We start from the raw sequence: 25,963 nt of genomic DNA on the forward strand, positions 1-25,963 counted from the left end.
GGGGATATATGGATTGCTTCGTCGCTTCGCTCCTCGCAATGACGAGCGTAGTGGCTGTTAAGCCACCCGTCGTGCCGCGCCCACCTTCGTCAGCACCGTATCCAGGCAGTCGGTCATCGCAAGAATCTCCTCCCGCGTGACGTTGAGCGCCGGCATGAAGCGCAGCGTGTCCGGCTGCGGCGAGTTGATCAGCACGCTGGCGGCAAACGCCTCGGCGACGACGGCCGCGCCGATCGGCATCTTGAGATCGAGCGCGAGCAGGAGGCCACGGCCCCTGATGTCGCCGAGCCCGTGCCGCGCCGACAGCCGCTGCAATTCGCGCTCGAGCAGCAGGCCGGCGTCAACAACCGATTTCAGGAAATCGGGCTGGCCGACCTGATCGAGCACGACAAGGCCGGCGGCGCACATCAGCGGATTGCCGTTGAAGGTGCCGCCCTGATCGCCATGATCGAAACACGAGGCATGCTCGGTCGCGAGCAGCGCCGCCAGCGGCACGCCGCCGCCGATGCCCTTGCCGAGCGTCATGATGTCAGGCGTGATCCCGGCATGCTCGTAACCGAACAGCTTTCCGGTCCGGCCCATGCCGGTCTGGATCTCGTCGACGATCAACAGCAGCCCGCGCTGCTGGGTGAGCGCCCGCAAATCCCTGAGAAACTGATCCGTCGCGGGCCACACGCCGGCTTCGCCCTGGATCGGTTCGAGCATGACCGCAACCGTGGACGACGTGATCAGCTGCCGCACCGACTCGATGTCGTTCAGCTTGGCTTTGCGGAAACCCGAGACCTTCGGCTCGAACAGCGGCTCGAACGCCTTCTTGCCCGAGGCCGACATGGTCGCGAGCGTGCGGCCGTGGAAGCCGCCCTCGAAGGTGATGATCTCGTGCGCGCCGTTCTTGTACTTGGCACCGTATTTGCGCGCGAGCTTGATTGCGCCTTCATTGGCCTCGGCGCCGGAATTGGCGAAGAACACCTGGTCGAAGCAGCTCTTGTCGACCAGCATCTTCGCCAGCTTCAGGCTCTGCTCGTTGTAGAACGCCGGGCTCGGCGTCAGCAGCCGCCTGGCCTGCGCGGCGAGCGCATCGGCAACGATGGTCGGCGAGTGGCCGAGGGGATTCACCGCCCAGCCCTGCACGAAATCGAGAAAGCGGTTGCGGTTGTGGTCCCACAAATACGAGCCGGCGCCGCGCACGAACACGACTTCAGGGCGGGCGGTGATTTCCATCAGCGCGTCGAACGGATGCGTGGCGTTGGTCATGTCGATCTCCTCTGGGGTCGGTGTGGGGATTAAGGGCAGGCCGAAAAGCGAGAAGGCCGCGCTTTGGGGGCGCGGCCTTCTCGAAAACCTTGGCTGATCTAGCTAATCAGCGCTGGCGTCGGACATGGCGCAGCCCATCATCGTCGCGGGTGCGACGACGGCGGATGGCCTGGCGGTGGGTCCGGTTCAGCTTCATGGCGCAGGGCCATACAGCGGGAGGGCAGGCGATGTCAAGCGCCGACAGCGCGTCACTCGACGCCGTAGGGCGCGAATTCCCTGGCGATCTTGGCTTGAATTGCCTGGGCGGCCGCGATGTCGGCCTGTGCCGCGTCGGCGTCGCCCTTCTTGCGCCGTGCGACGCCGCGGCCATAGAGAGAGCTCGGCAGTTTCGGGTTGATCTTCAGCGCCGCATCGAAATCGGCGATCGCGGCGTCAAGCTCGCCGAGCTTCATGCGGCAGATTCCTCGGCTGTCGAGCGTGTAGGGATCGTCCGGCTTCCATTGCAGCGACTGCTCGCAATCCGCGAGCGCCTGCTGCGCCTGGCCCAGGATCACGCGCGTCAGGCAACGCGCGTTGAGTGCTGCCGCGTATTTCGCATTGAACTTGATCGCGTTGCTGAAATCGTCGAATGCGCGCGGGTAATCCTGCCGTCCAAGATGCAAATTGCCACGCGCGTAATAGTCGCGGTAGCCGGCCGGATCGAGCCGCAGCGATTGATCGAGATCGGCCAGTGCCCGATCGATATCGCCACGATCGCGAAACAGCCGGGCGCGGTTGCCGTAAGCCGGCGCATAGCGGGGATCGAGCCGGAGCGACGTGTCGTAGTCGGCCAGCGCGTGTTCGAGATCGTCGCGGCCGCGATAGGCATTGCCGCGATTGAAATAGGCGAGCGCGAATTTCGGATCGAGACGGATGGCGCGATCATAGTCGGCCAGCGCGCGGTCCGGTTGTTTGGCGTCGATGTAGGAGTTGCCGCGATTGTTGTAGTACCAGGCATCCTTCGGGCTGAGGCTGATTGCTTCGTTGTAGTCGGCGATGGCGAGATCAGGTTCGCCACGGTCGCTGTGGGCGATGCCGCGGTTGTAGTATGCGATCGCATCCCTGGGATCGAGCGCGATGGCCCGATCGAGATCGGCGATCGCCGCAGCGACATCGCCCTTGCGGCGATAAGCCTCGCCGCGGTTGGCCAGCCCCTTCGCGCGCATCGGCTCGTACTTGATCACGTCCGTGAAGTCGGCGATCGCGCGGTCGAGATCGTTGCTTTCGAGAAAGGCGCCGCCGCGGTTGAGGGAGGCGCCGGCGCGCTGCTTCTCCCGCAACTTGCGCAGGGCGAGGAGGAAGCTGCAGCCCCCGATGCGCTGTGCGGGATCTTTGTTGCCGAAGCACCAGGCCTGTGCGGTGGCTTCGGATGATGGCTGAGGCTCGGCGAGAGCAGCCGTGGCGGCGAGCCCCGGCGCCAGCCAGATCAGGACGGCGGCCGCCAGTCGGCCGCGTACCAACAGTCGCTTCCATGATCGCCGCAAGACCAGGCTCCGTACGACCGAATGGCCGCCACTGCTTTGTGAGCCCAGGCTGCCGCCGGGTTCACTCGAACGGGCGATGCCCGGCACCCGTGGAGGTCTTGAAGGAATGGCCTGGAGCTAGAATCCGGCGACGCTGCCGTGCAGGTCGTACTGGTCAGAGCGCTCGATCTTCGCGGTGACGATCTCGCCAACCTTGAGCGGCCGGCGGCTGGTGAGATAGACCGCGCCGTCGATCTCGGGCGCATCGGCCCTTGACCGGCCCTTGGCCACGGTCGGGCCGACCTCGTCGATGATCACCTGCTGGCGGGTGCCGACCTTGCGCTTCAGGCGCCGGGCCGAAATCTTCTGCTGCCGCGCCATCAGCGCATTCCAGCGCTCCTGCTTGACCTCGTCGGGCACGGCATTGCCGATCGCGTTCGATGTGGCACCGGCCACCGGCTCGTATTTGAAGCAGCCGAGGCGGTCGATTCCGGCCTCATCGAGCCAGTCGAGCAGATAGGCGAAATCGGCATCGGTCTCGCCGGGGAAGCCGACGATGAAGGTCGAGCGCAGCGTCAGCTCGGGGCACTGCTCACGCCATTTCTGGATCCGCGCCAGCGTCTTCTCCTGCGCGGCCGGCCGCTTCATGGCGCGCAGCACGTCGGGGCTCGCATGCTGGAAGGGGATGTCGAGATAGGGCAGCACCTTGCCCTCGGTCATCAGGCCGATGACCTCGTCGACATGCGGGTAGGGGTAGACATATTGCAGCCGCACCCAGGCGCCGAGCTCGCCAAGCTCTTTTGCGAGGTCGAAGAACTTGGCGCGGACGCTGCGATCCTGCCAGGGGCTCTCGGCGTATTTCAGGTCGACGCCATAGGCCGAGGTGTCCTGCGAGATGACGAGCAATTCCTTGACGCCGGCCTTCACCAGCCGCTCGGCCTCGCGCAGCACGTCATTGGCCGGCCGCGACACCAAATCGCCGCGCAGCTTCGGGATGATGCAGAAGCTGCAACGGTTGTTGCAGCCTTCGGAAATCTTCAAGTACGCGTAGTGCCGGGGCGTCAGTTTGACGCCCTGCGGCGGCACCAGGTCGAGGTGCGGATTGTGCGCCGGCGGCAGCGCGCGGTGCACGGCGTCCAGCACGCTCTCATATTGCTGCGGCCCCGTGATCGAGAGCACGCCGGGATAGGCGCTCTCGATCTGCTCCGGCTCGGCGCCCATGCAGCCGGTGACGATGACCTTGCCGTTCTCGGCCATGGCCTCGCCGATCGCGGCCAGCGATTCCTGCTTAGCGCTGTCGAGGAAGCCGCAGGTATTGACGATGACGATGTCGGCGCCGTCATGCTTGCGCGCGAGCTCATAGCCTTCCGCGCGCAGCCGGGTGATGATGCGCTCGGAATCGACCAGCGCCTTGGGGCACCCCAAGGACACAAAGCTCACTTTCGGCGCGGCCGCCTCTTGCATATCTACCCAAATCTGCCTGATTGATGGGCAGGAGCTAGTCCCAATTGCCGAGAATTACAACCCTTTCCAGGGGCTTCCGGCATGTTATGGATGGCTTTGCCGGGTCCTTAAGAGTCGTCGATGAGCGCTGAGTCGTCTCCCAAGATCGTCATAGTCGACGAGAGCCCGATCCGCGCAGCCATCCTTGAGGAGGGGCTGCGGGAGGCCGGCTATACCGACGTCGTCCATATCAGCGAGATGCAGAGCCTGCTCTCGCGGATCTACGCGCTCGACCCCGACATCATTGTCATCGACCTTGAGAACCCCAGCCGCGACGTGCTGGAACAGATGTTCCAGGTCAGCCGGGCCGTGCGCCGGCCGATCGCGATGTTCGTCGACCAGAGTGACGCCGCCTCGATCCAGGCGTCGGTGGAGGCGGGCGTCTCGGCCTATATCGTCGACGGCCTCAAAAAAGAACGCATGAAGCCGATCCTCGATCTCTGCGTCTCCCGCTTCAATGCCTTCTCCAAGCTGCAGGACGAGCTCGACCGGACCAAGCATGCGCTGGAGGAGCGCAAGGTGATCGACCGCGCCAAGGGCATCCTGATGAAGGTGAAGGGGCTGACCGAGGAGGAGGCCTATGTGCTGATGCGCTCGACCGCGATGCGCGAGAAGAAGAAGATCGGGGAGATCGCGCAATCGATCCTGACGGCGTCGGAGCTGCTGAAATGACCACACCCTTGCGCATCGGATTCATTCCGCTGGTGGACGCTGCCGCGCTGATCGTAGCTGTCGACAAGGGTTTTGCCGCGGCGGAAGGCCTCGACGTCACGCTGGTGCGCGAAGTGTCGTGGTCGAACGTCCGCGACAAGCTCAACATCGGCCTGTTCGACGCAGCCCATCTGCTGGCGCCGGTGGCGATCGCCTCGAGTCTCGGGCTTGGCCACGTCAAGGTGCCGATCGCGGCGCCGTTCAATCTCGGGCTCAACGGCAACGCCATCACGGTATCGCCGGCGCTGCATGCAGCACTGATGGAAGAGATCGACGGCGACCACTTCGACCCGATGGCGACCTCGCAGGCGCTTGCCCGTGTGGTGGCGAAGCGGCGGAAGAGCGGGGCGGAGCCGTTGACCTTCGGCATGACCTTCCCGTTCTCGACCCACAATTATCAGCTGCGGTTCTGGATGGCGGCCGGTGGTGTCGATCCGGACGAGGACGTCCAGCTCGTGGTGCTGCCGCCGCCCTATATGGTGGACAGTCTCGCCAACGGCCATGTCGATGCGTTCTGCGTCGGCGCGCCCTGGAATTCGGTCGCGGTCGATCTCGGCATCGGCCATATCCTGCACTTCGTCTCCGACATCCTGCTCAGTGCGGTCGAGAAGGTGCTGGCGGTCCGCCAGGCCTGGTCGGAGAAGCATCCCGACGCCGTGGCGTCGCTGGTGCGCGCGCATCTGCGCGCCGCGGAATTCATCGAGCGGCCCGAGAACCGATCCGAGGTGGCGCGTATCCTCGCCCAGCCGGAGCGGATCGGCGTCGACGCCAGCGTCATCCAGCGCACGTTCGATGGCCGGCTGAAGATCGCGCCTGATGGCACCATGCGCGAGAGCAACCGCTACCTCCTGGTCGGGCGCGAAGCGGCTGCGCGGCCGGACCCGGGGCAGGCGGCATGGCTCTACGCCCAGATGGTTCGCTGGGGCCAGACGCCATATCGGCCGGAGGCGCTGAAGTCCGCCATGGCCGTGTTCAGGCCCGACCTCTTTGACGCCGCGTCCGGCCGCCCGACAGGAGCCCCCAACTTGATCGGCGCGTTCGCCGGTCCACCGTTCGATCCGAGCGACGTTCCGGGCCACCTGGCGGCGTTCAAGATCGGGCGCTGGAAGCCCTGAGCGCGACGCAACGGCGGCTCCGCCGGGACGCGCGGCCGGTACTTTTGTTGCTGGGCAAGGATGAGCAACAGACGCGGCAGCGGCTCAGCTATCCACCTCCGGCTACTTTGCATGGGGTTGTTTTCGAGATTTTCGGTTATTGCGGGACTGGCGCTGGTTCCCAACGCCTCGAATTGCAACGAATAAGATTCTCGGGGGAAACCACGAGGAAGAATATTCCACTCGGAACCCAGTTCCCCGAGGTGGCGGCATCGCTATTTTCGCCGCCCGCTTGAATCCCGGAGCGAACGCTATTCCATATGCCCGAGAATGGGGCGTTGGAGATCGACCATGCGCGAGCTATCGGCGGAAGCCCGCCTGCACTTTTACGCGCGACAAGTTTCAAGGAAGTCCGGAAGCGGAATTCATACCGCGGCGCTCTACAGCGCCTTTGCGGTGATCGCGGCCATCGTGTTCGGCACGCTGTCCGTCCATCCGTTCTGACGTCTTCAGAAAATTCAAAAGCCGCCGTCTGATGTCCTCAGGCGGCGGCTTTGTGTTGGCGGGATGCTGATCGTTCAGTATCCGGAGCCGTATCCATATCCGTAACCGTAACCGTAACCGCCGCCACCGCCGCAGGTGTTGCAGGTCGGCTGCACCGGCGCGTAGTAGGAATAGCCCGGCGACACCATCTGGGTGCGCTCCTGGGTGGCGTATTGCGGCGCGATGCGCTCATAGGCGACGCCCCCCGGCGCGACCATCACCGTCCTTGGTACCATCACGGTCCGATACTGCGCCGGCGTGCGATGCGCGATCACGCGGCCCGGCGCCACCATCACGGTTTCCTGCACCGTGCGATATTGCGGCGGCACGCTCTGCACCTGATAGCAGGTCGTGCAGGGTTGGGGCGGCGGCGTGTAGCAGCTGGAGCAGCCGGCGGATGCTGCGCTGGTGAAGGCGGCCGTGGCAACCGCGGCAACTGCGAGGGAGAGGCTGGTGCGGAACATGCTTTCGTACCCAATTTTCCTGAGAGGACAATCAAAGGCTCGGAAGCTGCACCTAACAATCAAACGGCAAGTTTGGGTTTAAGAAGACTCTTAACGGAATCTAAAAGGGCCGGCGCGACGGCCGGCCCTTGTCAGTCGATGCGATGGTGGCTCAGTGCGCGGTCTTGAAGGGCGCTACCGTGATGCCGGCCTTGCTCAGCGCCTCGCGCAGGCCGCGCGCGATCTCGACGGCGCCATGCGTGTCACCATGGATGCAGACGGTATCGGTCTGCATCTTGATCACCTTGCCGGTGACCGACACCACTGCGCCATCCTGCACCATCCGCACCACGCGCTCGGCGATCGCCTTGGGATCGTGCAGCACCGCGCCGGGCTTCTTGCGCGACACCAGATTGCCGTCGTCCTCATAGGCGCGGTCGGCGAACACCTCATGCGCCATCCTGAGATTGGCGGCTTCGCCGGCGCGCACCAGCTTCGAGTTCGCCAGCACCACGAAGATGAGATTGGGGTCGACCGCCTTGATCGCATTGGCGATCGCCCGTGCGGTCATGTCGTCCTCGCAGGCAACGTTGGAAATCGCGCCGTGCGCCTTCACATGGGTGACCTTGTGGCCGGCCGCGGTCGCGATCGCCTGCAAGGCGCCGATCTGGTAGGCGATCAGGTTCTCGATCTCCGAGGAACTCAGTCCCGGCATCGGGCGGCGGCCGAAGCCGTGCAGATCGCGATAGCCGGGATGGGCGCCGACGCTGACGCCGCGCGCCTTCGCCAGCTCGACCGTCTTGCGCATGATGTCGGCATCGCCGGCATGGAAGCCGCAGGCGACGTTGACCGAGGTCGCAAGCTCGATCATCGCGGCATCATTGCCCATTTCCCAGGGCCCAAAACTTTCGCCGAGATCGCAATTGAGGTCGATGGTTGAGGTCATGACGATCGATCCGTTGTTGTTGGTTTGATTCTACGGGACGGCGACCTGCCAGGTCGCGGCGTCGATGGCGCTGACCGCCTGGCCCGCGACGTTAGCATCTCTCAGCGCCTCGATGTTGAGGCCAAAGTCCTCAATGCCGCGGAGCCGGTCGGGCAGGGACCGCAGCAGCTGATGGAACTTGATCGCCTCGGCCTGCGCTTCGGCCATTGTCACCGCCTTGAAGCGGAACGGCCGGCCAGCGGAGATTTGCGCGAAGCGGCCGAAATCGGCCGAGATCACGGTCGCGATCTTCGGATAGCCGCCGCTGGTGCCGCGGTCCGGCATCAGCACGATCGGCTGCCCGTTGCCGGGCACCTGAATGCTGCCGTTCACGGTGCCGTCGGAAACGATGTTGTGGCCGTCGAGGTGTTTTATCACCGGGCCTTCGAGGCGGTAGCCCATCCGGTCGCTGGTGGCCGAGATCTTCCACTCGCTGTCGGTGAACAGCTTCTTGTTTTCTTCGGCGAACTCGTCGTCCTGCGGGCCGAACACGATGCGGATCGGCGCATCGGTGGCGGCCGGCAATTCGATGCGGCGCTCGGGTGCACTGCTGGCGGCCTGCGTCTTCAGTTCGTCGCCGCTCTGCAGCGGCCGCGGATACGGGCTGCCGAGCCCGGCGCGGGCGTTGACGGCGAGGCTGCCGAACATCGGCTCACCCTCGATGCCGTGCTCGATCGCGAGATAGCTGAACGAGCCGCCGCGTGCGAACCCGAGATTGAGCGTCTCGCCCTCGGCGAGGGTGGCCGTACTGTCGAAGGCAACCGCGCGGCCGCCGATATCGGCATTGCGCGGCGCGCCGGCGAGCCCGACGCGCACGGCGCCGCCACGCGCGGTCAAGGCCGCGCCGAACGGGCCGATCTCGATTGCGGCGGCGAGCTGGTCATTGCCGACCAGCGTGTTGGCGGCAGCGAGCGAAAGCCGGTCCATCGCGCCGCTCGGTGTCAGGCCGTAGCGCTGCGAGCCCGGACGCCCGCCGTCCTGCACCGAGCTTGCCGGGCCAATCGAGCTGACGACGAGTTTGCTCATGGCGTCACCAGTTCTGCGACGAACTCGCCGGCCTCGGCGGCGCGATCCTGTTCGGCAAAGGTCTTGGCATCGACCGCCGCGAAGGTGATGGCATCGCCCGGCTCCAGCAGGAAGGTCGGATCGCGATGCAATTGATAGGTGCGCACGGGGGTGCGGCCGAGCAGGTGCCAGCCGCTCGGGCCAGCCAGGCACTGCACGCCGGTCTGGATGCCGCCGATCGAGATGGTGCCGGCCGGGGTCAGCAGCCGCGGGTCCTTGCGCCGGGGCATGTGCAGGAATTTCTCCAGCCCGCTGAGATAGGACCAGCCGGGCGTGAAGCCGATCATGGCGACGCGATAGTCGCCGGCGACATGGCGGGCCACGATCTCATCCGGCGTGGTCTTTAGCGCCTTCGCCACATCCTCGAGATCGATGCCGTGCTCGCCGCCATAGGTGACCGGGATGCGCCAGCGTCGCGTTCCGGTTTCGCTCGGCGGCGCCTTGGCGGCGCGCGCGAGCAGTTGCTCGCCGAGCACATCGAAGGTGATCTGCACGGGATCGTAATGCACCAGCAGCGAGCGGTAGGTCGGCACGGTTTCGGTGATGCCTGTGATCGGCTCGGCTGCGATCAGGCGGTCGAGCGCGAGCACGCGCCGGTTGGCGGCGTCGTCGATGGTGCGGCTGAATTCCACCGTGATGGCGCTGTCGCCACTCGGCAAAAGGCGGGGAGGAGCTAGCGTTTCGGCCATTGGATCAAACGGACTCGTTGGCTATCAAGCTAGCGTGTTTTGCAGCGAAACGGAATTCGTCTCGTGCAAAAAGATACAGCAACTTCAATAAATTAATCGGCATGCCAGCGATAAATGCAGATGATCGCAGCATTTTCGCGCAGCCCTTGACGCAACGCCTTTGCCCGGCAACATGCGCCGGTCTCTTCCTCCCATCGGAGCAACCTTTCCAGATGTCACTGTCCGCCGAAGCGATCGCGACGCTGTCGCACGTGTCCACCGCCACCATCACCACCGTCCTGCTCAAGAAGGGCCTGCGCAACATCTGGATGCGCGGCACCAAGCCGCTGAAGCCGGGACAGAAGCGGCTGGTCGGACCCGCCTTCACGCTGCGCTTCGTGCCGGCCCGCGAGGATCTGGCGACGCCGGAATCCTGGTCGTCGCCGATCTCGACCCGCACCGCGATCGAGGCGATGCCGGCGGGCTGCATTGCCGTGATCGATGCCATGGGCATCACCGACGCCGGCGTTTTCGGAGACATCCTCTGCGCGCGCATGGTCAAGCGCGGGGTGACGGCGCTGATCACCGACGGCGTGGTGCGCGACGTCGAGGGCGTGCTCGGCACCGGCCTGCCGGTGTGGTGCGACGGCTACGCCGCGCCACCGTCGGTCGCAGGCCTGACCTTCGTCGGCTGGGGTGAACCGATCGCCTGTGGCGGCGTTGCCGTGTTTCCGAACGACGTGGTGGTGGCCGACCAGGACGGCGCCGTGCTGATCCCGCAAGCCTTCCTCGATCATGTACTGGCCGAAGGGCCGGAGCAGGAGCGGATGGAAGCCTGGATCGTCAACGAGGTGAACAACGGCGCGCAGCTGCCGGGCCTGTATCCGATGAACGCCGAGACCAAGGCGCGCTACGCCGCAAGCAAGAAATAACGTCAAGCAAGAAATAACTTCAAGAGAGGGAGGTAACCCCATGGATATCCACGTTTCCGGCTCGCGGCCGACCCGCCGCGCGCCGAAGGAGAACTTCACCGGCAGCGTGCTGCAGGACCCGATAAACATGGCACCCGCACCGGCGCGCCTGAACGCATCGCGCGTGTCGTTTGAGCCCGGCGCCCGCACGGCCTGGCACACCCATCCGCTCGGACAAACGCTCTACGTGATATCAGGCATCGGCCGGGTGCAGGCCAAGGGCGGCCCGATCAGGGAAATCCGCCCCGGCGACGTCGTCTGGATTCCGCCGAACGAGAAGCACTGGCATGGCGCGTCCCCCGGCAACAGCATGACCCACATTGCCATGCAGGAGGCGCTCGACGGCGTGTTTTCGACCTGGATGGAGCACGTCACCGACGAGGAGTACAACGGCAAGCTCGGCTGATACGTCGCAGCCAGCCAAGAGAAAAGCCCCGCTCATGAAGCGGGGCTTTTGCTTTTCCAATGGAGGCGATCAATTCACCCGCGTCCAGGTCTGGCCGCCGCAGAACATGCCGCCGAACGCGCAACCCTGGACGCGCAGTGTATCGGAGCTCTTCAACGCGATCGTGGAATCGTAGGTGCTGCCGCTGTTGGGGTCGAAGATGCGGCCGCTCCACTTGTCCTTGCCGGGCTTCATGTTGATCAGAATCTGTTCGCCGTTAGCGTTCGACTTCTTGTCGACGGCGTAGCCGCAGAGATTGGCGCCGCATTGCTCGATGCGGACCTTTCCTTCCTTCTCTTCGGTCAGCCAGACGCCGAGCGGTGAATTGGCGGTCAGCACGGGATTCGCTGCCGACCTGGGCGCCGCGGCCGGAGGTTGCGCGACGGCGCCGACCGTAGACGCCGCGGCGGGCCTTGCCGCCGGCGCAACGCTTTGCTGCACAACTGGCGGAGCGGGTGGCGGCGGGGGCGTGGTCGCTGCCGCAGCCGGAGGCGGCGTGGCCGCGACGCTTGTCTTGGCTGGCTCCGTAGCTGTCGCTGGCGTGGGCGCCGCCGGGGCAGTTGCCTGATCAACGGCAGGCGGGGCGGGCGCTGCAGCCGCAGGCGGCGCGCCGGGCGCGGGCTGGGGATTTGTCGTGGGAGCTATCTTGGCGTCAGTCTTGGCTTCCGTCGGAGCCGGCTTGCGCTTCTGCCCGGTGTCCTCGCCCTTGGTGCGCTTGGTGCGGCGGGGGGTATTGTCGTAGACGCCGGGAATCGAAACCGTTCCGCGATCCGGATCGATCCGGATGGTACGGCCGTCATAGTCGAAGGTGTATTGCGCCTGCGCTGCCGCCGTGCCCGCCAACAAAAGCGTGGCGATCGCGAGAAGCTTCCTCATCTCGACCTCCAGTGCAGGGAATTATTCCCAAGGCTACGTGGCGACCCGCTCCGTTGAACGTGCCCCAATCACGGTCAAAACATGAGTCGTGTCCTCGGGACTTTGGTTCAAGTCACTGGATTGCGGCCTGGTTTCAGGCCGAGCGCGTCAACTTTGTGGGCGCTCAAACAGGCGCGTTTGCCGCAAGCTACTCGAACCACGCAGCATAGATTTTCGCGTAGCTGCCATCCTCGCGCGCGATATGGAGCCACTGGTCGACGAACGCTTTCAAGGCGACGTCGCGCTGTATCCAGTAGGCCTTCTCCGCGAAGTCGAACGGCTTGTCGGGGTGCACGGCGCAGAGCACGCCGGGATGCAGCTTCTGCTGATAGCGCGTCTCGGACGCATCGGTCATCATCAGGTCGGCGTCGCCCGTGGCGATCTCGTCGAAGATTTTTGTATTGTCGTTGAAGACGCGGATCTCGGCGGTCTTCACATTGGCGCGGGCAAAGCGCTCATTGGTGCCGCCGGGATTGACGATGACGCGGGTGCCCGGCTTGTCGATCTCGGCGATCGTCTCGAACTTGTCCTTGTCCGCGCAGCGCGCGATCGGGGTCTTACCCTCGCGCATGATCGGGGTCGAGAACAGGCCCTTCTTCTGCCGGTCGAAAGTGATGGAGACGCCGCCCATCGCGATGTCGAAACTGTCGGCCTCGAAATCCTTCATCATCTGCGGCCACGATGTCGGCACGAACTCGACCTTGACGCCGAGCGCCTTGCCGAGCGACTGCGCCATGTCGACGTCGAAACCGCGGAACGTCTTCGTTTCCTTGTCGAGCGCGGTGAAGGGCAGGTAGTCGCCGGTCATGCCGACGCGCAAGGTGCCGCGCTTGACGATCTCGTCGAGCCGCGACGGCGCCTGCTGCGCATGCGCGGCAGACAGGAGCAAAGCGAGAGCGAGGCCGGCCAGCGCGCGAAACATCTGATGTCTCCGTCAATTCCCATGACATGTCGCTGCGGAGCATTTAGACCAGATGGGACGATCGAGCCAGCAAAGCGGGCGCAAAAGTGACCATCTCGCTCCATGAAGCGTCCGTCGGTGTCTATGTGCCGTATCTGCGCAATCTTTCCGCGCTGCTCGATCGCGCGGAGGCCCACGCCAGGGCTCGCAACATCGATCCTGACGTGCTGCTGGCGACGCGGCTTTCGCCTGATATGTACAGCCTTCGCCAGCCGGTCGGAGAGGCGAACCGGCATGTCGTCCTGAGCTGCGCGTTGCTGGCGGGCTGCGCGCCGCCGGCCTTCGCCGAGGCGGAGCCCGACATCGCCGAGCTGAAAGCACGCATTGCGGCCACGATCGATTTTGCGCGGAGCCTGCCGCAGGCGACGATCGACGCCGCTGGCGACAAGGACGTGGTCTTCACATTCCGGAGCGGCGCGACCAGGCCCTTCACCGGCAAATCCCTGATTCTGACCTTCAGCGTTCCGCAGTTCTTCTTCCACGTCGCAACGGCCTACGACATCCTGCGCCATGCCGGCGTCAATCTTGCGAAGAAGGACTTTCTGGGACCACCAAGGCCGCCGCAGGGCTAGCCCTCGTTGCTGTCCTTGCTCGCCCGAAGCGTGGTCGCGCTACGGCTGATCATCTCGTGCTTGAAGTGCTCGAAGCGCCGCCGCGCTTCGGCCTCGCGTTCGTCGACAAACTTGATCGCGGCGTCGCCGTCCATCGGGCCGTTGACGTGAGGGCTCGATCCTTCGCCGACGGTCTCGTCGACATAGTAGCGGCCGTCATCCTCGCGCACCGTCCAGCGGAAGCGCAGCGCGGCCATCGGGCCTGGGCCCGACTTGGAATAGCCGTTGGCCTCGATCGGTCGCGGTGGTTGGTCGGGCTCCGGCTTGCTCGGCTCCGGTTCGACTGACTCTGCTTCGACTGACTTCGGTTCGATTGACTCCGGTTCGACCGGCTCGGGCTGCTCGATCGGCGGCGGCTCGACGGGCGCGACCTCGACGGACACGGCTTCGATGGAGACGACCACGGATTCGATGGAGACGACTCCGACGGACGATGGCAAGGGCGGTGGCATCGCCACGGAGACCGGCGGCTCCTCGACGGCCTCGGCTGCCTTGTCCGCAGTCTTGTCGGACGACTTGTCGGCCGATTTGGCCGTCTCGGGAGGCGTCGTCGTTTGATCGAGAATACTCGCGATTGCGGCGAGCGCATTGTCGGTCGGGTCGCTCACGGTTCGGTCTCCTAGGCAGGACGCCGGCGGAATCGTGCCGGCGCCCTTCCTATCTACCTGATCGGACTACCCTTTGTCAGCCTGGAGCTTCGGCTCTGATTGAATCAGAGCCGAAGCTCCAGGTTTCTTTATCGGACGCGTTTTCTTGACGCGAACCGGGAGCCACTTCGCTCGAAAACGCTATTAGGCCGAGACCGGCGGGCGGCGGTCCTTCCAGGGGCGGACCTGTTCGAGCTGGCTGGCCAGCCGGAACAGCAGACCTTCCTGGCCGAGCTTGGCCGCGAACATCATGCCGAGCGGCAATCCGGCCTTGTTCCAGGCCAGCGGCACCGACATCGCCGGTTGCCCGGACATATTGAACATCGAGGTGCCAGGCATGTAGCGGCGCAGCACCGGTGCGATGTGGGTCAGATCCTCGGACATCGTGTTCAGCTCGCCAAGGCGGAGCGGCGGCGCGCACAGTGTCGGGCTGAGGAAGATGTCGCAGCCTTCGAAGAAGGTCGCGAGGGCGCGCGAGATCTGGAATGCCGCAAGCTGCGCGGCGACGTAGTCGACCGGTGTCAGCTTGACCGAATTCTCCGCGCTCGCCAGCGTCAGGCGCTCGACGTCATCGGAGGTCAGCTTGCGCCCAACGCGCTGCTCGAGCAGGCGGATCGTCAGCGCCGTGTTGCCGCCGACGATCGTCGTCATGGTCACTGCCGGATCGGCCGCAAGCGGCGGCGCGCGCTCCTCGACATGATGGCCGAGGCCCGCCAGCAGCTTGGCAATGTCGCGGACCGCCGCGGCGATCTCGGAATCGATGGCGTCGCCATAGGGCGACTTGCCGGTGAAGCTGATGCGCAAATGGCCGGGATCGCGGCCGACCTCCTGGGAGAACGGCCGCTCCGGCGCCGGCGCGACGTAGAGGCTCGACGGCTCCGGGCCATGGATCGCATCCATCATCACCGCGCTGTCGCGGACGCTGATGCTGAGCACATGACCAACGGAAAAGCCGCCCCAGCCTTCGCCGCGGTCGGGACCACACGGGTTGCGGGCGCGCGTCGGCTTCACGCCGAACACGCCGGAGGCCGAAGCGGGGATCCGGATCGACCCGCCGCCATCGCTGGCGTGTGCGACGGGCAGGATGCGTGCCGCGACCGCAGCCCCCGCGCCGCCGGACGATCCGCCGGAGGAATGGTCGAGATTCCAGGGATTGCGGGTCGGGCCGAACAGGCGGGATTCCGTCGTCGGCATCAGGCCGAACTCGGGGCTCGCGCTCTTGCCGAAGATCGTGAGGCCGGCATCGAGGAAGCGCTGGGCCAGCGTGCCGTTGTGATCGGCGACGAAATCTTTCAACAGGCTCGCGCCCGACGTGGTGCGCGTGCCCTCGAGCAGGTCGAGGTCCTTGAGCAGGAACGGCACGCCGGTGAAGGGACCGTCAGGCAATCCCTTGGCAATCTGGCGTTCGGCGTAGTCGTAATGCTTGACGACGACCGCGTTGATCTTCGGATCGACGGCGGCTGTGCGCGCGATCGCCTCGTCGAGCAGCTCCTTCGCCGTCACGTCCTTGTTGCGGACGAGCTCGGCCAGACCGACTGCATCGTAGTTGCCGAATTCCTTGAAGGCCATGTGGGTGCTCCGCATCGCCGGGCCGATCGCAAGGATCGGCCGCGGCGCAAAGAGGAAGGCTGAGCGCTCAGCCGAGGACGTCCTGGTTGATCACATTCTGGCGCAGCGGATTGCCGTCCAGCACGCTCAGGATATTGCGCGCGGTCTGCTCGCTCATGCGATCGACGGCCTCGACGGTGACACCCGCAACATGCGGCGCCATGATCACGTTGGGCAAAGCGTGCAGCGGCTGACCAACCGGCGGCGGCTCGACCTCGAACACGTCGAGGCCCGCGCCGGCGATCTTGCCCGATACCAGCGCGTCGTGCAGCGCCGTCTCATCGACGATGCCGCCGCGGGCGGTGTTGATGAGATAGGCGGTCGGCTTCATCAGCCTGATCCGCGCCGCGTTGAACATGCCGACGGTCTCGGGCGATTTAGGGCAGTGGATCGTGACGAAATCCGCCTGCGGCAATGCCGCCTCTAAGCTCGGCACCGCCTCGCAACCGGCCGCCGTGATCTCGCTGGCGGGCTTGTAGGGATCATAGACCAGCACGTTCATTTCCATCGCAAGGCAGCGCTTGGCGGTGCGGGTGCCGATGCGGCCGAAGCCCACGATCAGCGCCGTCTTGCCGTAGAGATCGAACGGCAGCACGCCGAGCCGGCTCGCCCAGGTACCGTCCTTGACCATCGCGTGCATTTCGTTCGCGCGCTTGGCCAGCGTCAGCATCATGAACAATGCCTGCTCGGCGACGGAGGGCGAGTTCGCGGTGCCTGCGACCATCAGCGGCACCTTGCGGCGGGACAGCGCCGGCACGTCGACGGCGTCGTAACCGACGCCGATCCGGGTCACCACCATCATGCCCTTGGAGGCTTCCAGCTCTGCCTCGCCGAACCGGGTGGCGCCGAGCGCCACGCCATGGACCGGCGCATGCTGCTCCAGCATGGACTGGAAGTCCTTGGCCGAGATCAGGTTGGGAAATTCGATCAGTTCGACGTCGTCCCGCTCGTTGAGGAGCACCCGTGCCCCCGGTGACAAAGTCTGGGTGATGAAAATCTTCTTCTTGTTGGTGGCCATTTCCTGCCCTTGAGGTTTCTTGTACGCCGTCAAAGGACGACGCCGGTCACCTCATTTAGCAAATGCATATTGTTGAGGTCCACAGCCAATCGGAGCGGGCTGCCATCTTGCGCGCCGGCATTGGGATTGACCCGGCCGCAGAGCTGGGAGCCCTCGAGCGTGAAATAGACCAGCGTCTCCATCCCCATCGGCTCGGTGACGTCGAGCACCGCAACGAACGGCTCGATACCGGGCTCGGCATGCGGGCGGGCCTCCATGACATGCTCGGGCCGGAGGCCCAGCAACAACTTGTCGGTGCGGGAAAGCGCCTGGTAGCGGGCGGCGCGCGCCGGCGGCAGCGGGAAGGTGAGGCGATCGGTCAGCCGCACGTTGAGCTTACCGCCGACATCCTCGAGCCGGCACGGCACGAAGTTCATCGCGGGCGAGCCGATGAAGCTGGCGACGAACTTGGTCGCCGGCTTGTGATAGAGCTCGTTGGGCGTGCCGATCTGCTCGATCCTGCCGTGGTTCATCACCACCACGCGGTCGGCCAGCGTCATCGCCTCGACCTGGTCATGGGTCACGTAGACGGTCGTGGTGCGGACCTTCTGGTGCACCTTCTTGATCTCGATCCGCATCTGCACGCGCAGCTTGGCGTCGAGGTTGGACAGCGGCTCGTCGAACAGGAATACCTTCGGGTTGCGCACGATGGCGCGTCCCATCGCGACCCGCTGGCGCTGGCCGCCGGAGAGCTGCTTGGGCTTGCGGTCGATCAGGTCGGTGATGTCGAGCATGCGGGCGGCTTCGGTGACCCGGCTCTTGATCTCGGCCTTGGGATAGTGCTTCAGCCGCAGCCCGAACGACATGTTCTCGGCGACCGTCATGTGCGGGTACAGCGCGTAGTTCTGGAACACCATCGCAATGTCGCGGTCCTTCGGCGGCACGTCGTTGACCACATCGCCGCCGATCATGATGTCGCCGTCGGAGATATCCTCGAGGCCGGCGATCATCCGCAAGGTCGTCGACTTGCCACAGCCGCTTGGGCCCACCAGCACCACGAACTCATGGTCGGCGATATCGAGGTCGATGCCGCGCACCGCCTCGACCTCGTCGTAACGCTTCACCACCTTACGCAAACTGACGTCAGCCATGAGTCCTACCTTTGTCGCGTTCAACCCTTTGTCGCACCGGCGGTCAGGCCGGCAATGTAGTAGTCCATCAGGAAGGCGTAGATGATCAGCGGCGGCGCAGCGCCGAGCAGGGCGCCGGTCATGATCTGTCCCCAGTTGAAGACGTCGCCCTTGATCAGGGTCGTGATGATGCCGACCGGCAGCACCAGCTGATCGGTCGAGGTCGTGAACACCAGCGGATAGAGGAACTGGGCCCACGACACGGTGAAGGCAAAGATCGTCGCCGCGATCAGGCCGGGCAGGGCGACCGGGATGAAGATCCGCGTCAACGTCTGGAACCAGCTCGCGCCGTCGATGATCGCGGCCTCGTCGAGCTCCTTCGGGATCGAGGCGAAATAGCCGATCATGATCCAGGTGCAGAACGGCACCGTCAGCGTCGGATAGATGAACAGCAGGACGTACCAGCGATTGATGAGCTGGATGCCGGTCCAGTCGCCGATCACCGCGAACATCTTGAACAGGGGGATGAACAGCAGGCTGTCCGGAATAAGATAGGTCAGGAACACTCCGGTCGCGAGCGTCGCCGAGCCCCAGAACTTCATCCGCGCCAGCGCAAAGGCCGCCGGCACGCTGATCAGCATCGTGATGGTGACCACGATGATCGAGACCCACGCCGAATTCCAGAAGAAGCGGAGGAACTGGTTCGAGGTCAGCAACTCAGCGTAGTTGGAGAGCGTCGGATGATATACCCACCACGGGTTGGTCGCCGCGGAAATCTCCGCACTGCTCTTCAGCGAGGTGATCAGCATGTAGAGCGGCGGCACCAGCGAGAAGATCGCAAACAGCGTGAGAAAGAAATAGGACCAGCGCAGCGCCCAGGTCCGATCGCGGCTCATGCTGCCGTATTTGACCTTGCGGGTCGGTCCGGACTTGTCGATCGTCATCGTGCTCATCAGGATTCGTTCCCGCGTTTGGTGATGTCGCGCAGGATGAAGATCGCCGCGACCGCGAGGATCGGCACCATGAACAGCGAGACGCTGGCGCCGAGCGGAATGTCACTGCCCTCGATGCCGACGCGGAACGCCCAGGTCGCAAAGATGTGGGTGTGGTCGAGCGGCCCGCCGGCGGTCAGGATGCGCACGATGTCGAAATTGGCGAAGGTCACGATCAGCGAGAACAGCGTCGTGATCGCAATGATGTTGCGCATCATCGGCAAGGTCACATACCAGATGCGCTGCCACCAATTGGCGCCGTCGATCGCGGCCGCCTCATAGAGCTGCTCGGGCACCGATTTCAGCGCCGCCAGATACATGATCATGAAGAACGGCGCACCGTACCAGACGTTGACCAGGATCACCGAGAAACGGGCCCACATGGCGTCGCCGGTCCACGGGATCGGCCCGATGCCGAAGAACGAGAGCGTGTAGTTGAAGGCGCTGTAGGACGGATCGAACAGCCACAGCCAGGCCAGCGTGCTCATGGCCGGCGGGATCACCCATGGCACCAGCAGCATGCCGCGCCATTTGCGCTGCTTGTTGGCCGGCACGTTGTGCACGAAATGCGCGACGATGAAGCCGATCAGCGCTTTGAAGACCACTGCCGAGATCGCGAAAATGCAGGACTGCTTGACCACCAGCCAGAAGGTCTCGCGCTTGAACAGGAACTCGAAGTTGCCAAGGCCGACGAACTTGGTCATCGCCTTGTTCAGCGTCGCCAGATGCAGCGAGTAGATGGCCGGATAGATCACCAGCACGCCGATCAGGAGGATCAACGGCAGCGCCATCAGGAACGCGGACATCGATTTGCGCCGCAGCGCATTGCGTAGACCGGTGCGCCGTCGCCCGCTCGGAGCTGCGGCTGTGCGGTTGGATTGGAATGCGACGTCAACCATAACGCAGGTCCCTCGCGCGGGTTGGTTGCACGGCTCGCCGGTTCGGCGGTCGGGATGTGAAGACGAGACCTCGCGCGGCCGGCACTACGGGCGGTCGCGCGAAAGCTCGCTTGTCGTCAGCTTCGCATGAAGCCTTCACACTCGCCCTCGGCCCAGGCGAGCGTCTTTTCCATGCTTTCACCCTGGTAGTAGCGCAGGCACATCTTGGTCAGGGTGGCCTGGAAGTAGATCTGCTGCGCGACCTTGGGCGGCGCAGGCGAGGCCGCCATCGACAGCGTCTGGTGTTTGAAGGGGTTCGGGTAGTGGTAGAGCGTGCCCTTGGGCGGCCCTACCTCTTCCCAGATCTTCAACGTCGTGAGCTTTTCGTAGGCCGGCAGGTCGTAGCCGCCGCTCGCGACCACCATCTTCTCGATCGATGCCGGTTGCGACAGATGGGACAGCAGGCTCTTGGCCGCTTCCTTGTTCTTCGAGAACGACCAGATCGACCAGAAGAACGGCAGATAGGGCGCGAAGCGTCCCTTGGGTCCGGCCGGGAAGCCGTGGGTCCAGCATTGCTCCGCGACTTGCGGGGCATCGCGCTTGGCGACCGCCCACGCGCTCGGCGGGTTCATGATCATCGCGCCCTTGCCAGCGACCAACCACTTGTTGTTGGAGGCATCGTCCCATGCGGAGACGTCGGGCGGCAGGAAAGCGAGCAGCTTCTTGTAGAACTCGAGCGATTGGCGCACCGCATCGGTCTTGACGGTGAGGTTCCCCTTGGCGTCGACCAGCTGCGCGCCGAACGAGTTGAAGATCGCGCCGGCGGTGTCGACATTGTCGCTGGTTTCGCCGAGACCGATGCCGAACGGGAAGCCGGCCTTGTGGCAGGCCTCGGCCGCCTTGAGGAACGTATCGAGGGTCCAGTTGTCCGCCTTCGGCGGGCTTCCGGCCGGGTACATTTCCTGGACGTCGATGTTGGCGTGCTTCTTCATCAGATCGATGCGCGAGCAGGGGCCCTTGATCTGGCTGCCGACGCTGGCGGGAACACCGAGCCATTTGCCGTCGGCCTGGCCGAGATATTTCACCGTGCCGTTGACGTCGCCGTTCAGCTTGATGAGCGGGTCCATGATGTCGTTGACCGGCTCGAGCAGCTCGGCATTGGCCTGTGGCCACCAGGTCGGCATCTGGAAGATATCGTGACCGGATTTCGCCTGCGCCTCGGCGGCGATGGTGACGATGTTCTTGTTGCCCTGGCTGGTGATGTAGTCGATCTGGACCTCGACCTTTTCCTTGGCGGCCCATTCATTGACCAGCTCGGTGGAGGCACTGTTCGCGCCCGGCACCCAGTGATCCCAGAAGCCCATCGAGAGCTTGCCGGCTGCGTAGGCGCCACGCACGTAGGGGGCTGTAATGAGCGCCGCCGATGACAGCGCTGTCGCTGCAACGAATTCTCGGCGCGAAAGCTTCTTCCGTGACATGGCATTCCCTCCCTGGTAGCCAACGGACAAAAGACTTTTTGAATCCCGATGTTCTTTTTTGTGCGTCGCGTTCGCGCGACATCGCGGGATTTCGTTGCACCAATCAGAACAGAATTGCCGGCCGCTGTCGAGAAACGTAATGCCTGTGCCACGTAGAACTAACGTTGTGGTCAAATCGCGGGCAGTGTCGTCAGCCTCACTGCAATTTCCGGCGGTTTGCTGCACGCCTTGCGATCATGTTGCGACGCACGCACGAGTTGCCACTGATACATTCACGGACGGTGCGCCGTTGCGCCGCAGGCTTCCGGTCAAGCCTGATCGAGCCGTGTTCCGTCATGTTGATGCCCCGCGCGAGCAATAGACTTGCCGAAGCTGGAAACGATAAAGTCCGGATTCGTCGAACCTACCCCCGCGTCAGTTCTGCAATCCACCATCGATCACGGAGACCCGATCATGCTCAACCCGGTAGCGAAGCTGCGAGCGCAATGGCGATTGTGCGCCGCGGTTGGGGCCGCCACCGTCATGCTGCTTGCAGTGCCTCGTATCGGCGATGCGCAGATCGTGCAGGGCGTCGAGAAGGGCGCGCGCGAGGGCAACAAGGCCGCCGGACCGGTTGGCGGCGTTCTGGGCGGTGCGATCGGCGGCGTCGTCGGGGTGGTGACCGGCGTGACCGGGGTGTTCACCGGCAACAATGCCAACAACCCCAGCCCCAATGCTGGCGGCGGCAAGAATGCACAGGCTCCGGCCCCCAGTGACAAGCAGGGCGCCAAGGGCACCAAATCGGCCAAGGCCGCCGCCAAGGACAAGGGCGCGAAACAGCAGACGGCCGTGCTAACCCAGGATGGGGCGCCGCAGCTCACGGCTGAGCAGATGGTCGCCAACAGCGACGCCAACATCGAGCGGATCAAGACGGAGCTGAATCTAACGCCGGAGCAGGAGAAACACTGGTCCGGTTTCAACAGCGCGATGCACTATCTCGGCCACAACGGCGCCGACCGCCTCAACCTGCGCATTGCGCGCGCACAACGCGATCCGCCTGACGACATCATCGAGCAGATGCGCAATGAGGCCCAGTTCCTCAACGACCGCGCGGTCGATCAGCGCAGCGTCGCCGACGCCGCGGAGCCGCTCTTTGCGAGCCTCGACGACAAGCAGAAACAGATCTTCATCAGCGAAATGGTCCGCCTCAGCCACGAACGCGGGCTCGACTAAAGATCCATCGTCGGCGAAGTGGGGACGAATAGCCGGGCCACCAAGCCCTGGGGTAGGTTAAAGGCGCAGCACCCGGCTATTCTGCCGCAGCGGCGCGGCTCGGTTAATTCGTCATTCAATGTTGAAGAAAAACGGACCGGATCGCGCCCGAGTGATGGCCGAGTCAGGGCCTTGTCGGGAACCGCTTGCGCGACATGAAAATTGGCCGACGCACGCGCCGGCCAATTGTTGAGCAGGGGTGATCCGGCGAAGGCCGGTTCAGCTCTTCAGGAAGTTCAGTTCCACCCCGACGCCGTCGGGATCGTAGAGGAAAATCTGAGTGTCGCCGGTGCGCGGCACGATCTGCTCGCGGAACGTGACGTTCCTCGACTGCAGGCGCTTGCGCACGGCTTCGACGTCGGTGGCGGCAAAGGCGATATGGTCGAGGCGGCCGGTGTCCTCATATTTCTTCTCGGTGCCGCGCACCACGATGCCGTCGCGCGGCTTGCGGGTGCCCATTAAATGGACGGTAGCCTGGCCGCCCGAATAGAGCCAGTAGCCGGGGAAATCGAGCGGCGGCCGGTCGCCGTTCTCGAGCCCGAGCACGTCGCAATAGAACTGCTTGGTGCGCTCGAGATCCTGCGGCTCTATGGTGTAATGCTGTAGTCCGCCCAATGGCATGGTTCTTCTCCTTGAGAAATCGGGTTAAACGAAGCTGAGGTCGGCATCGACGCCGAGCATCCAGGCGCCGACGGTCTCGAAATGGCTGAACCGGCCCTGTAATTGCTGGGTCACGGTGTGGATGTCGCGGAAGCGCCGCTCCAGCGGATGGCCGTCGAAGATCGCGGTGGCGCCGGCGGCATTGTAGGCGAAGTCGACCGCCTCCCGCGCCTTGTGGATGGCATGTGTGGCCGCCATCCGGATCGTCATGCGCTGCGCGACCGTGATGCTGTTGCCGGCAACCAGGTCCTTCCAGATGTCGGCCATCGATTGCAGCAGGAACGCGCGGGCGGCGCGCAGATTGACCTCGGCCTGTGCGAGGCCGGATTGCACGACCGCGTTGTCCCGCAACGTCTTCTTCATGCCGCGCGGCACCTTGTTGCGAGCGACGTCGACGAAATTGTCCAGCGCGCTGCGGGCAATGCCGCAGGCGACCCCGGCAAAGCCGATCTGGTAGCAGGTGTGGTTGCTCATCCGGTAGAGCGGGCCGTGCTCGCGGCATTCGCGGTCGAACTCACGGGTGATCGAATGGTCCGAACGGACGAAGAGATCGTTGAGCGCGAACTGGTCGCTGGCGGTGCCGCGCAGCCCGACCGTGTTCCAGATGTCGGTCCATTCGACGTCTTCGGTGCGCACCAGCATGGTGCGTTCGACCTGCTCGCCATTGGCGTCGCGGCGCGGCGAGTCGTCCGCGGTGTAAACCGGGCAGTGGGCGCCGAGCCAGGTGGCATGCCGCCCGCCGGAGGCAAACGACCAGACCCCGGTGACGCGGTAGCCGCCTTCGCACTCGATCGCCCTGACCTTCGGGCCGGGACCCCAGGCGAGCACCGCGCGTGGGTCGGCAAACACCTCCTGCGCAACCGGCAGGTCGAGATAGGCGGCCGACATCGCGCAGCCGCCGGCCTGGCTCAGGCACCACGCCGTCGAGGCATCGCCTTTGGCGATGGTCTCAATGACATGGAAGAAGGTGACGGGATCGGTCTCGATCCCGTTGGTCGACCGCGGCAGCAGCAGGCGGAACAGCCGCGCCTCATGCAGCCGGTCGAGCAGGTCGGGCGGCAGGCGGCGCGTCATCTCGATATCGTTGGAGGCGGCCGCGACCGCTTCCCTGATCGCCTCGGCGAGCGCGATCACGTCGCGATCGCCCGCAAGATCGGCAGAAGTCACGCTCATCTTCGTCTCCCTCAGGCGCGCCGGATCGTTGCGGACGCCGCGACGTCAGCCGTCGCGTTGAGCTCCTTGTCGATCTGCTCGATCGACTTGCCCCGGGTCTCGAGCCCGAAGAACAGATAGACGGCGCCCGCCATCAGGAACCAGCAGCCGAGATAAACGAAGGCGGTCGGGATCTGGGTTAGCGGCACGTCCGGCTTGAGATAGTTGTTCGAGCCGACGATCAGGGCAAGCCCGACCGGCCCGATGATCTTGCCGATGCCGCCGAAGCCATAGGCCGAACCCATGCCCGTGGTGCGCAGATGCGACGGCCAGACCTCGGCCGCATAGGGTCCGACGATCGCAAAGCCGCCGTCGGCGAAGAAGAAGGCGGCAGCGAGCAGCAGCCAGAACGCCGACATCCCGAACAGCGTCACGTCGTAGTGATAGCCGGCAATGATCGTCAGCGCCCCGGCCCCCAAGCCGAGCAGGCCGCCGGCGACGCGCCGTCCCAGCAGTTCCGAGAACCAGGAGAACGAGATGCGGCCGAGGAAACCGGTGACGCTGAGCAGGATCATCATCTTGGCGGCCTCCTGCGGCGTCACCTTCAGGAGCAGCACGAACAGCGCGGGCGCCCAGAGTGTGATGCCGTAGACGCCGGTCTGCGCGCCGGCATTGCCGAGCCAGGAGACGATCAGGCTGCGCGGATATTTGAACAGGTCGAACCAGCTCGTCTTGACGATCGGACCGGCGTCGGCTGCGCTCGGCAATGGCAGCTCCGACGGCGACATCTGCAGGGCCCAGGCCAGCGATTTGCGGGCTTCGTCATAGCGTCCCTGTCGGCACAGCCAGCGCGGCGATTCCGGAACCCAGAGCCGGACCAGCAGCACCAGGACCGCCGGCAGCACGCCGATCGCAAACAACAGCCGCCACTGGTCGGTGCCCATGATCGCTCCCAGCACCGCGCCGAGGCCGACGCCGAGCGGGATCACGCAGGTCACGAGCCCGCCGACCCAGCCGCGCTTGTGCGAAGGCATGAACTCCTGCACCAGCGGCAGGTCGACACAATAGAGACCGCCGACGCCGACACCGACGAAGAAGCGCAGGATTGCGAGATAGACCCAGCCATTGTCGGGTGTGAAATAGAGCAGGCCGGTCGCGATCGAGAAGTTCAGAACGGTGCCGATGAAGACGATGCGGCGGCCGATCCGGTCGGCGAGCCAGCCCCAGAGATAGGCGCCGATGATGGCGCCGATGCCGGAACTCATCAGCACGGTGGCCGACTGGCCAAAGGTGAGTTTCCACGGTCCGATCAGGAACGCGAGCACAAAGCCGATCAGAAAGTAGTCGAAGAATTCCAGCGCATCGCCGATGATGGCCGCCGCAAGGATCTTGATCTGGTTGCCGGTCAGAGTCGTCCGGCGATCGAGAATCTCGAACATGGCGCGTTTTCCCCATGGCGCCTGTTCATTGTTATCAGGAGCGTGCGTCGCGCCAGCGCT

The 25,963-nt window shown here is 64.6% G+C and carries 26 protein-coding genes; 7 read left to right on the forward strand and 19 right to left on the reverse strand.

What is annotated here, in order from left to right; all coding sequences use genetic code 11:
- Positions 1-57: 57 nt before the first annotated feature.
- The 3 genes from G6P99_RS23805 to rimO form a co-directional block, all read right to left on the reverse strand.
- The gene (locus G6P99_RS23805; RefSeq protein ID WP_029081872.1) at positions 58-1,254 is read right to left on the reverse strand and encodes an acetylornithine transaminase; all 1,197 of its coding nucleotides are present in this window, start codon (positions 1,252-1,254) and stop codon (positions 58-60) included.
- A gap of 248 nt (positions 1,255-1,502) precedes the next feature.
- Positions 1,503-2,753: a tetratricopeptide repeat protein gene (locus G6P99_RS23810; RefSeq protein WP_029081871.1), complete on the reverse strand. Its 1,251-nt coding sequence runs from the start codon at positions 2,751-2,753 to the stop codon at positions 1,503-1,505.
- A 141-nt stretch (positions 2,754-2,894) separates the two neighbouring features.
- Entirely contained in the window at positions 2,895-4,220 is a 1,326-nt protein-coding gene (rimO, locus tag G6P99_RS23815; protein ID WP_029081870.1) for a 30S ribosomal protein S12 methylthiotransferase RimO, read from the reverse strand.
- 120 nt (positions 4,221-4,340) lie between these two features.
- Here rimO and G6P99_RS23820 point away from each other — a divergent pair, with 120 nt between their 5' ends.
- The 3 genes from G6P99_RS23820 to G6P99_RS23830 all read left to right on the forward strand — a co-directional run bounded on the left by G6P99_RS23820 (position 4,341) and on the right by G6P99_RS23830 (position 6,568).
- Positions 4,341-4,931, forward strand: a complete 591-nt coding sequence (locus G6P99_RS23820) for an ANTAR domain-containing response regulator (RefSeq protein ID WP_029081869.1) — start codon at positions 4,341-4,343, stop codon at positions 4,929-4,931.
- Positions 4,928-6,085 (forward strand): CmpA/NrtA family ABC transporter substrate-binding protein, encoded by a 1,158-nt coding sequence (locus tag G6P99_RS23825; protein WP_029081868.1) that lies wholly within the window; start codon positions 4,928-4,930, stop codon positions 6,083-6,085. The genes G6P99_RS23820 and G6P99_RS23825 overlap by 4 nt, the downstream gene beginning before the upstream one ends.
- Before the next feature lie 330 nt (positions 6,086-6,415).
- Entirely contained in the window at positions 6,416-6,568 is a 153-nt protein-coding gene (locus G6P99_RS23830; RefSeq protein WP_165123581.1) for a hypothetical protein, read from the forward strand.
- 74 nt (positions 6,569-6,642) lie between these two features.
- On the opposite strand, the gene G6P99_RS23835 is transcribed toward G6P99_RS23830, so the two are convergent.
- The 4 genes from G6P99_RS23835 to pxpB form a co-directional block, all read right to left on the reverse strand.
- Positions 6,643-7,071 (reverse strand): hypothetical protein, encoded by a 429-nt coding sequence (locus G6P99_RS23835; RefSeq protein ID WP_029081867.1) that lies wholly within the window; start codon positions 7,069-7,071, stop codon positions 6,643-6,645.
- A gap of 151 nt (positions 7,072-7,222) precedes the next feature.
- On the reverse strand, positions 7,223-7,996 hold the full coding sequence (locus G6P99_RS23840) for a LamB/YcsF family protein (protein ID WP_029081866.1): 774 nt from the start codon (positions 7,994-7,996) through the stop codon (positions 7,223-7,225).
- Between the two features lie 30 nt (positions 7,997-8,026).
- Complete coding sequence (locus tag G6P99_RS23845; RefSeq protein ID WP_029081865.1) at positions 8,027-9,061, reverse strand: biotin-dependent carboxyltransferase family protein; 1,035 nt, start codon at positions 9,059-9,061, stop codon at positions 8,027-8,029.
- Positions 9,058-9,789 carry a 5-oxoprolinase subunit PxpB gene (pxpB, locus tag G6P99_RS23850; RefSeq protein WP_029081864.1) on the reverse strand — a complete coding sequence of 244 codons (732 nt, stop codon included), beginning with the start codon at positions 9,787-9,789 and terminating at the stop codon, positions 9,058-9,060. The genes G6P99_RS23845 and pxpB overlap by 4 nt, the downstream gene beginning before the upstream one ends.
- A 212-nt stretch (positions 9,790-10,001) precedes the next feature.
- Here pxpB and G6P99_RS23855 point away from each other — a divergent pair, with 212 nt between their 5' ends.
- Together G6P99_RS23855 and G6P99_RS23860 are read left to right on the forward strand one after the other, a co-directional pair.
- On the forward strand, positions 10,002-10,700 hold the full coding sequence (locus tag G6P99_RS23855) for a ribonuclease activity regulator RraA (RefSeq protein ID WP_029081863.1): 699 nt from the start codon (positions 10,002-10,004) through the stop codon (positions 10,698-10,700).
- A gap of 40 nt (positions 10,701-10,740) precedes the next feature.
- Positions 10,741-11,145 carry a (R)-mandelonitrile lyase gene (locus G6P99_RS23860; RefSeq protein WP_029081862.1) on the forward strand — a complete coding sequence of 135 codons (405 nt, stop codon included), beginning with the start codon at positions 10,741-10,743 and terminating at the stop codon, positions 11,143-11,145.
- Positions 11,146-11,214: 69 nt separating this feature from the next.
- Here G6P99_RS23860 and G6P99_RS23865 read toward each other — a convergent pair whose 3' ends face one another.
- Both G6P99_RS23865 and G6P99_RS23870 read right to left on the reverse strand, forming a co-directional pair.
- Entirely contained in the window at positions 11,215-12,060 is an 846-nt protein-coding gene (locus tag G6P99_RS23865) for a DUF2147 domain-containing protein (RefSeq protein WP_029081861.1), read from the reverse strand.
- Between the two features lie 187 nt (positions 12,061-12,247).
- Positions 12,248-13,021, reverse strand: coding sequence for a transporter substrate-binding domain-containing protein (locus tag G6P99_RS23870; protein WP_029081860.1), 774 nt, complete (start codon positions 13,019-13,021; stop codon positions 12,248-12,250).
- An 86-nt stretch (positions 13,022-13,107) separates the two neighbouring features.
- Between G6P99_RS23870 and G6P99_RS23875 the strand changes: the two genes are divergently transcribed.
- Positions 13,108-13,632 carry a DUF1993 domain-containing protein gene (locus G6P99_RS23875; RefSeq protein ID WP_029081859.1) on the forward strand — a complete coding sequence of 175 codons (525 nt, stop codon included), beginning with the start codon at positions 13,108-13,110 and terminating at the stop codon, positions 13,630-13,632.
- On the opposite strand, the gene G6P99_RS23880 is transcribed toward G6P99_RS23875, so the two are convergent.
- From G6P99_RS23880 to G6P99_RS23910, 7 genes are all read right to left on the reverse strand, one after another.
- Positions 13,629-14,279: a hypothetical protein gene (locus G6P99_RS23880; RefSeq protein WP_051346407.1), complete on the reverse strand. Its 651-nt coding sequence runs from the start codon at positions 14,277-14,279 to the stop codon at positions 13,629-13,631. The two genes, G6P99_RS23875 and G6P99_RS23880, sit on opposite strands and share 4 nt — an antisense overlap.
- Positions 14,280-14,462: 183 nt before the next feature.
- Positions 14,463-15,887 carry an amidase gene (locus G6P99_RS23885; protein WP_029081858.1) on the reverse strand — a complete coding sequence of 475 codons (1,425 nt, stop codon included), beginning with the start codon at positions 15,885-15,887 and terminating at the stop codon, positions 14,463-14,465.
- A gap of 67 nt (positions 15,888-15,954) precedes the next feature.
- The gene (locus tag G6P99_RS23890; protein WP_029081857.1) at positions 15,955-16,944 is read right to left on the reverse strand and encodes a hydroxyacid dehydrogenase; all 990 of its coding nucleotides are present in this window, start codon (positions 16,942-16,944) and stop codon (positions 15,955-15,957) included.
- A gap of 29 nt (positions 16,945-16,973) precedes the next feature.
- Positions 16,974-18,074, reverse strand: a complete 1,101-nt coding sequence (locus tag G6P99_RS23895) for an ABC transporter ATP-binding protein (RefSeq protein WP_165123583.1) — start codon at positions 18,072-18,074, stop codon at positions 16,974-16,976.
- 20 nt (positions 18,075-18,094) lie between these two features.
- Positions 18,095-19,006: a carbohydrate ABC transporter permease gene (locus G6P99_RS23900; protein WP_029081855.1), complete on the reverse strand. Its 912-nt coding sequence runs from the start codon at positions 19,004-19,006 to the stop codon at positions 18,095-18,097.
- Positions 19,006-19,944: a carbohydrate ABC transporter permease gene (locus tag G6P99_RS23905; RefSeq protein ID WP_029081854.1), complete on the reverse strand. Its 939-nt coding sequence runs from the start codon at positions 19,942-19,944 to the stop codon at positions 19,006-19,008. Before G6P99_RS23905 ends, G6P99_RS23900 begins: the two co-directional genes overlap by 1 nt.
- A 116-nt stretch (positions 19,945-20,060) precedes the next feature.
- On the reverse strand, positions 20,061-21,401 hold the full coding sequence (locus tag G6P99_RS23910) for an ABC transporter substrate-binding protein (protein WP_029081853.1): 1,341 nt from the start codon (positions 21,399-21,401) through the stop codon (positions 20,061-20,063).
- A gap of 453 nt (positions 21,402-21,854) precedes the next feature.
- Here G6P99_RS23910 and G6P99_RS23915 point away from each other — a divergent pair, with 453 nt between their 5' ends.
- Entirely contained in the window at positions 21,855-22,613 is a 759-nt protein-coding gene (locus G6P99_RS23915) for a Spy/CpxP family protein refolding chaperone (protein ID WP_029081852.1), read from the forward strand.
- A gap of 258 nt (positions 22,614-22,871) precedes the next feature.
- Here G6P99_RS23915 and G6P99_RS23920 read toward each other — a convergent pair whose 3' ends face one another.
- Genes G6P99_RS23920 through G6P99_RS23930 form a run of 3 tightly spaced genes read right to left on the reverse strand, consistent with a single transcriptional unit; the run spans position 22,872 to position 25,903 of the window.
- Positions 22,872-23,273 carry a VOC family protein gene (locus G6P99_RS23920; protein ID WP_029081851.1) on the reverse strand — a complete coding sequence of 134 codons (402 nt, stop codon included), beginning with the start codon at positions 23,271-23,273 and terminating at the stop codon, positions 22,872-22,874.
- 24 nt (positions 23,274-23,297) lie between these two features.
- Positions 23,298-24,485, reverse strand: coding sequence for an acyl-CoA dehydrogenase family protein (locus G6P99_RS23925; protein WP_051346404.1), 1,188 nt, complete (start codon positions 24,483-24,485; stop codon positions 23,298-23,300).
- An 11-nt stretch (positions 24,486-24,496) separates the two neighbouring features.
- Positions 24,497-25,903 carry an MFS transporter gene (locus G6P99_RS23930; RefSeq protein WP_165123585.1) on the reverse strand — a complete coding sequence of 469 codons (1,407 nt, stop codon included), beginning with the start codon at positions 25,901-25,903 and terminating at the stop codon, positions 24,497-24,499.
- Positions 25,904-25,963: the final 60 nt, after the last annotated feature.

It is taken from the genome of Bradyrhizobium sp. 6(2017) (assembly GCF_011058295.2).
GTDB classification, from domain to species: domain Bacteria; phylum Pseudomonadota; class Alphaproteobacteria; order Rhizobiales; family Xanthobacteraceae; genus Bradyrhizobium; species Bradyrhizobium septentrionale.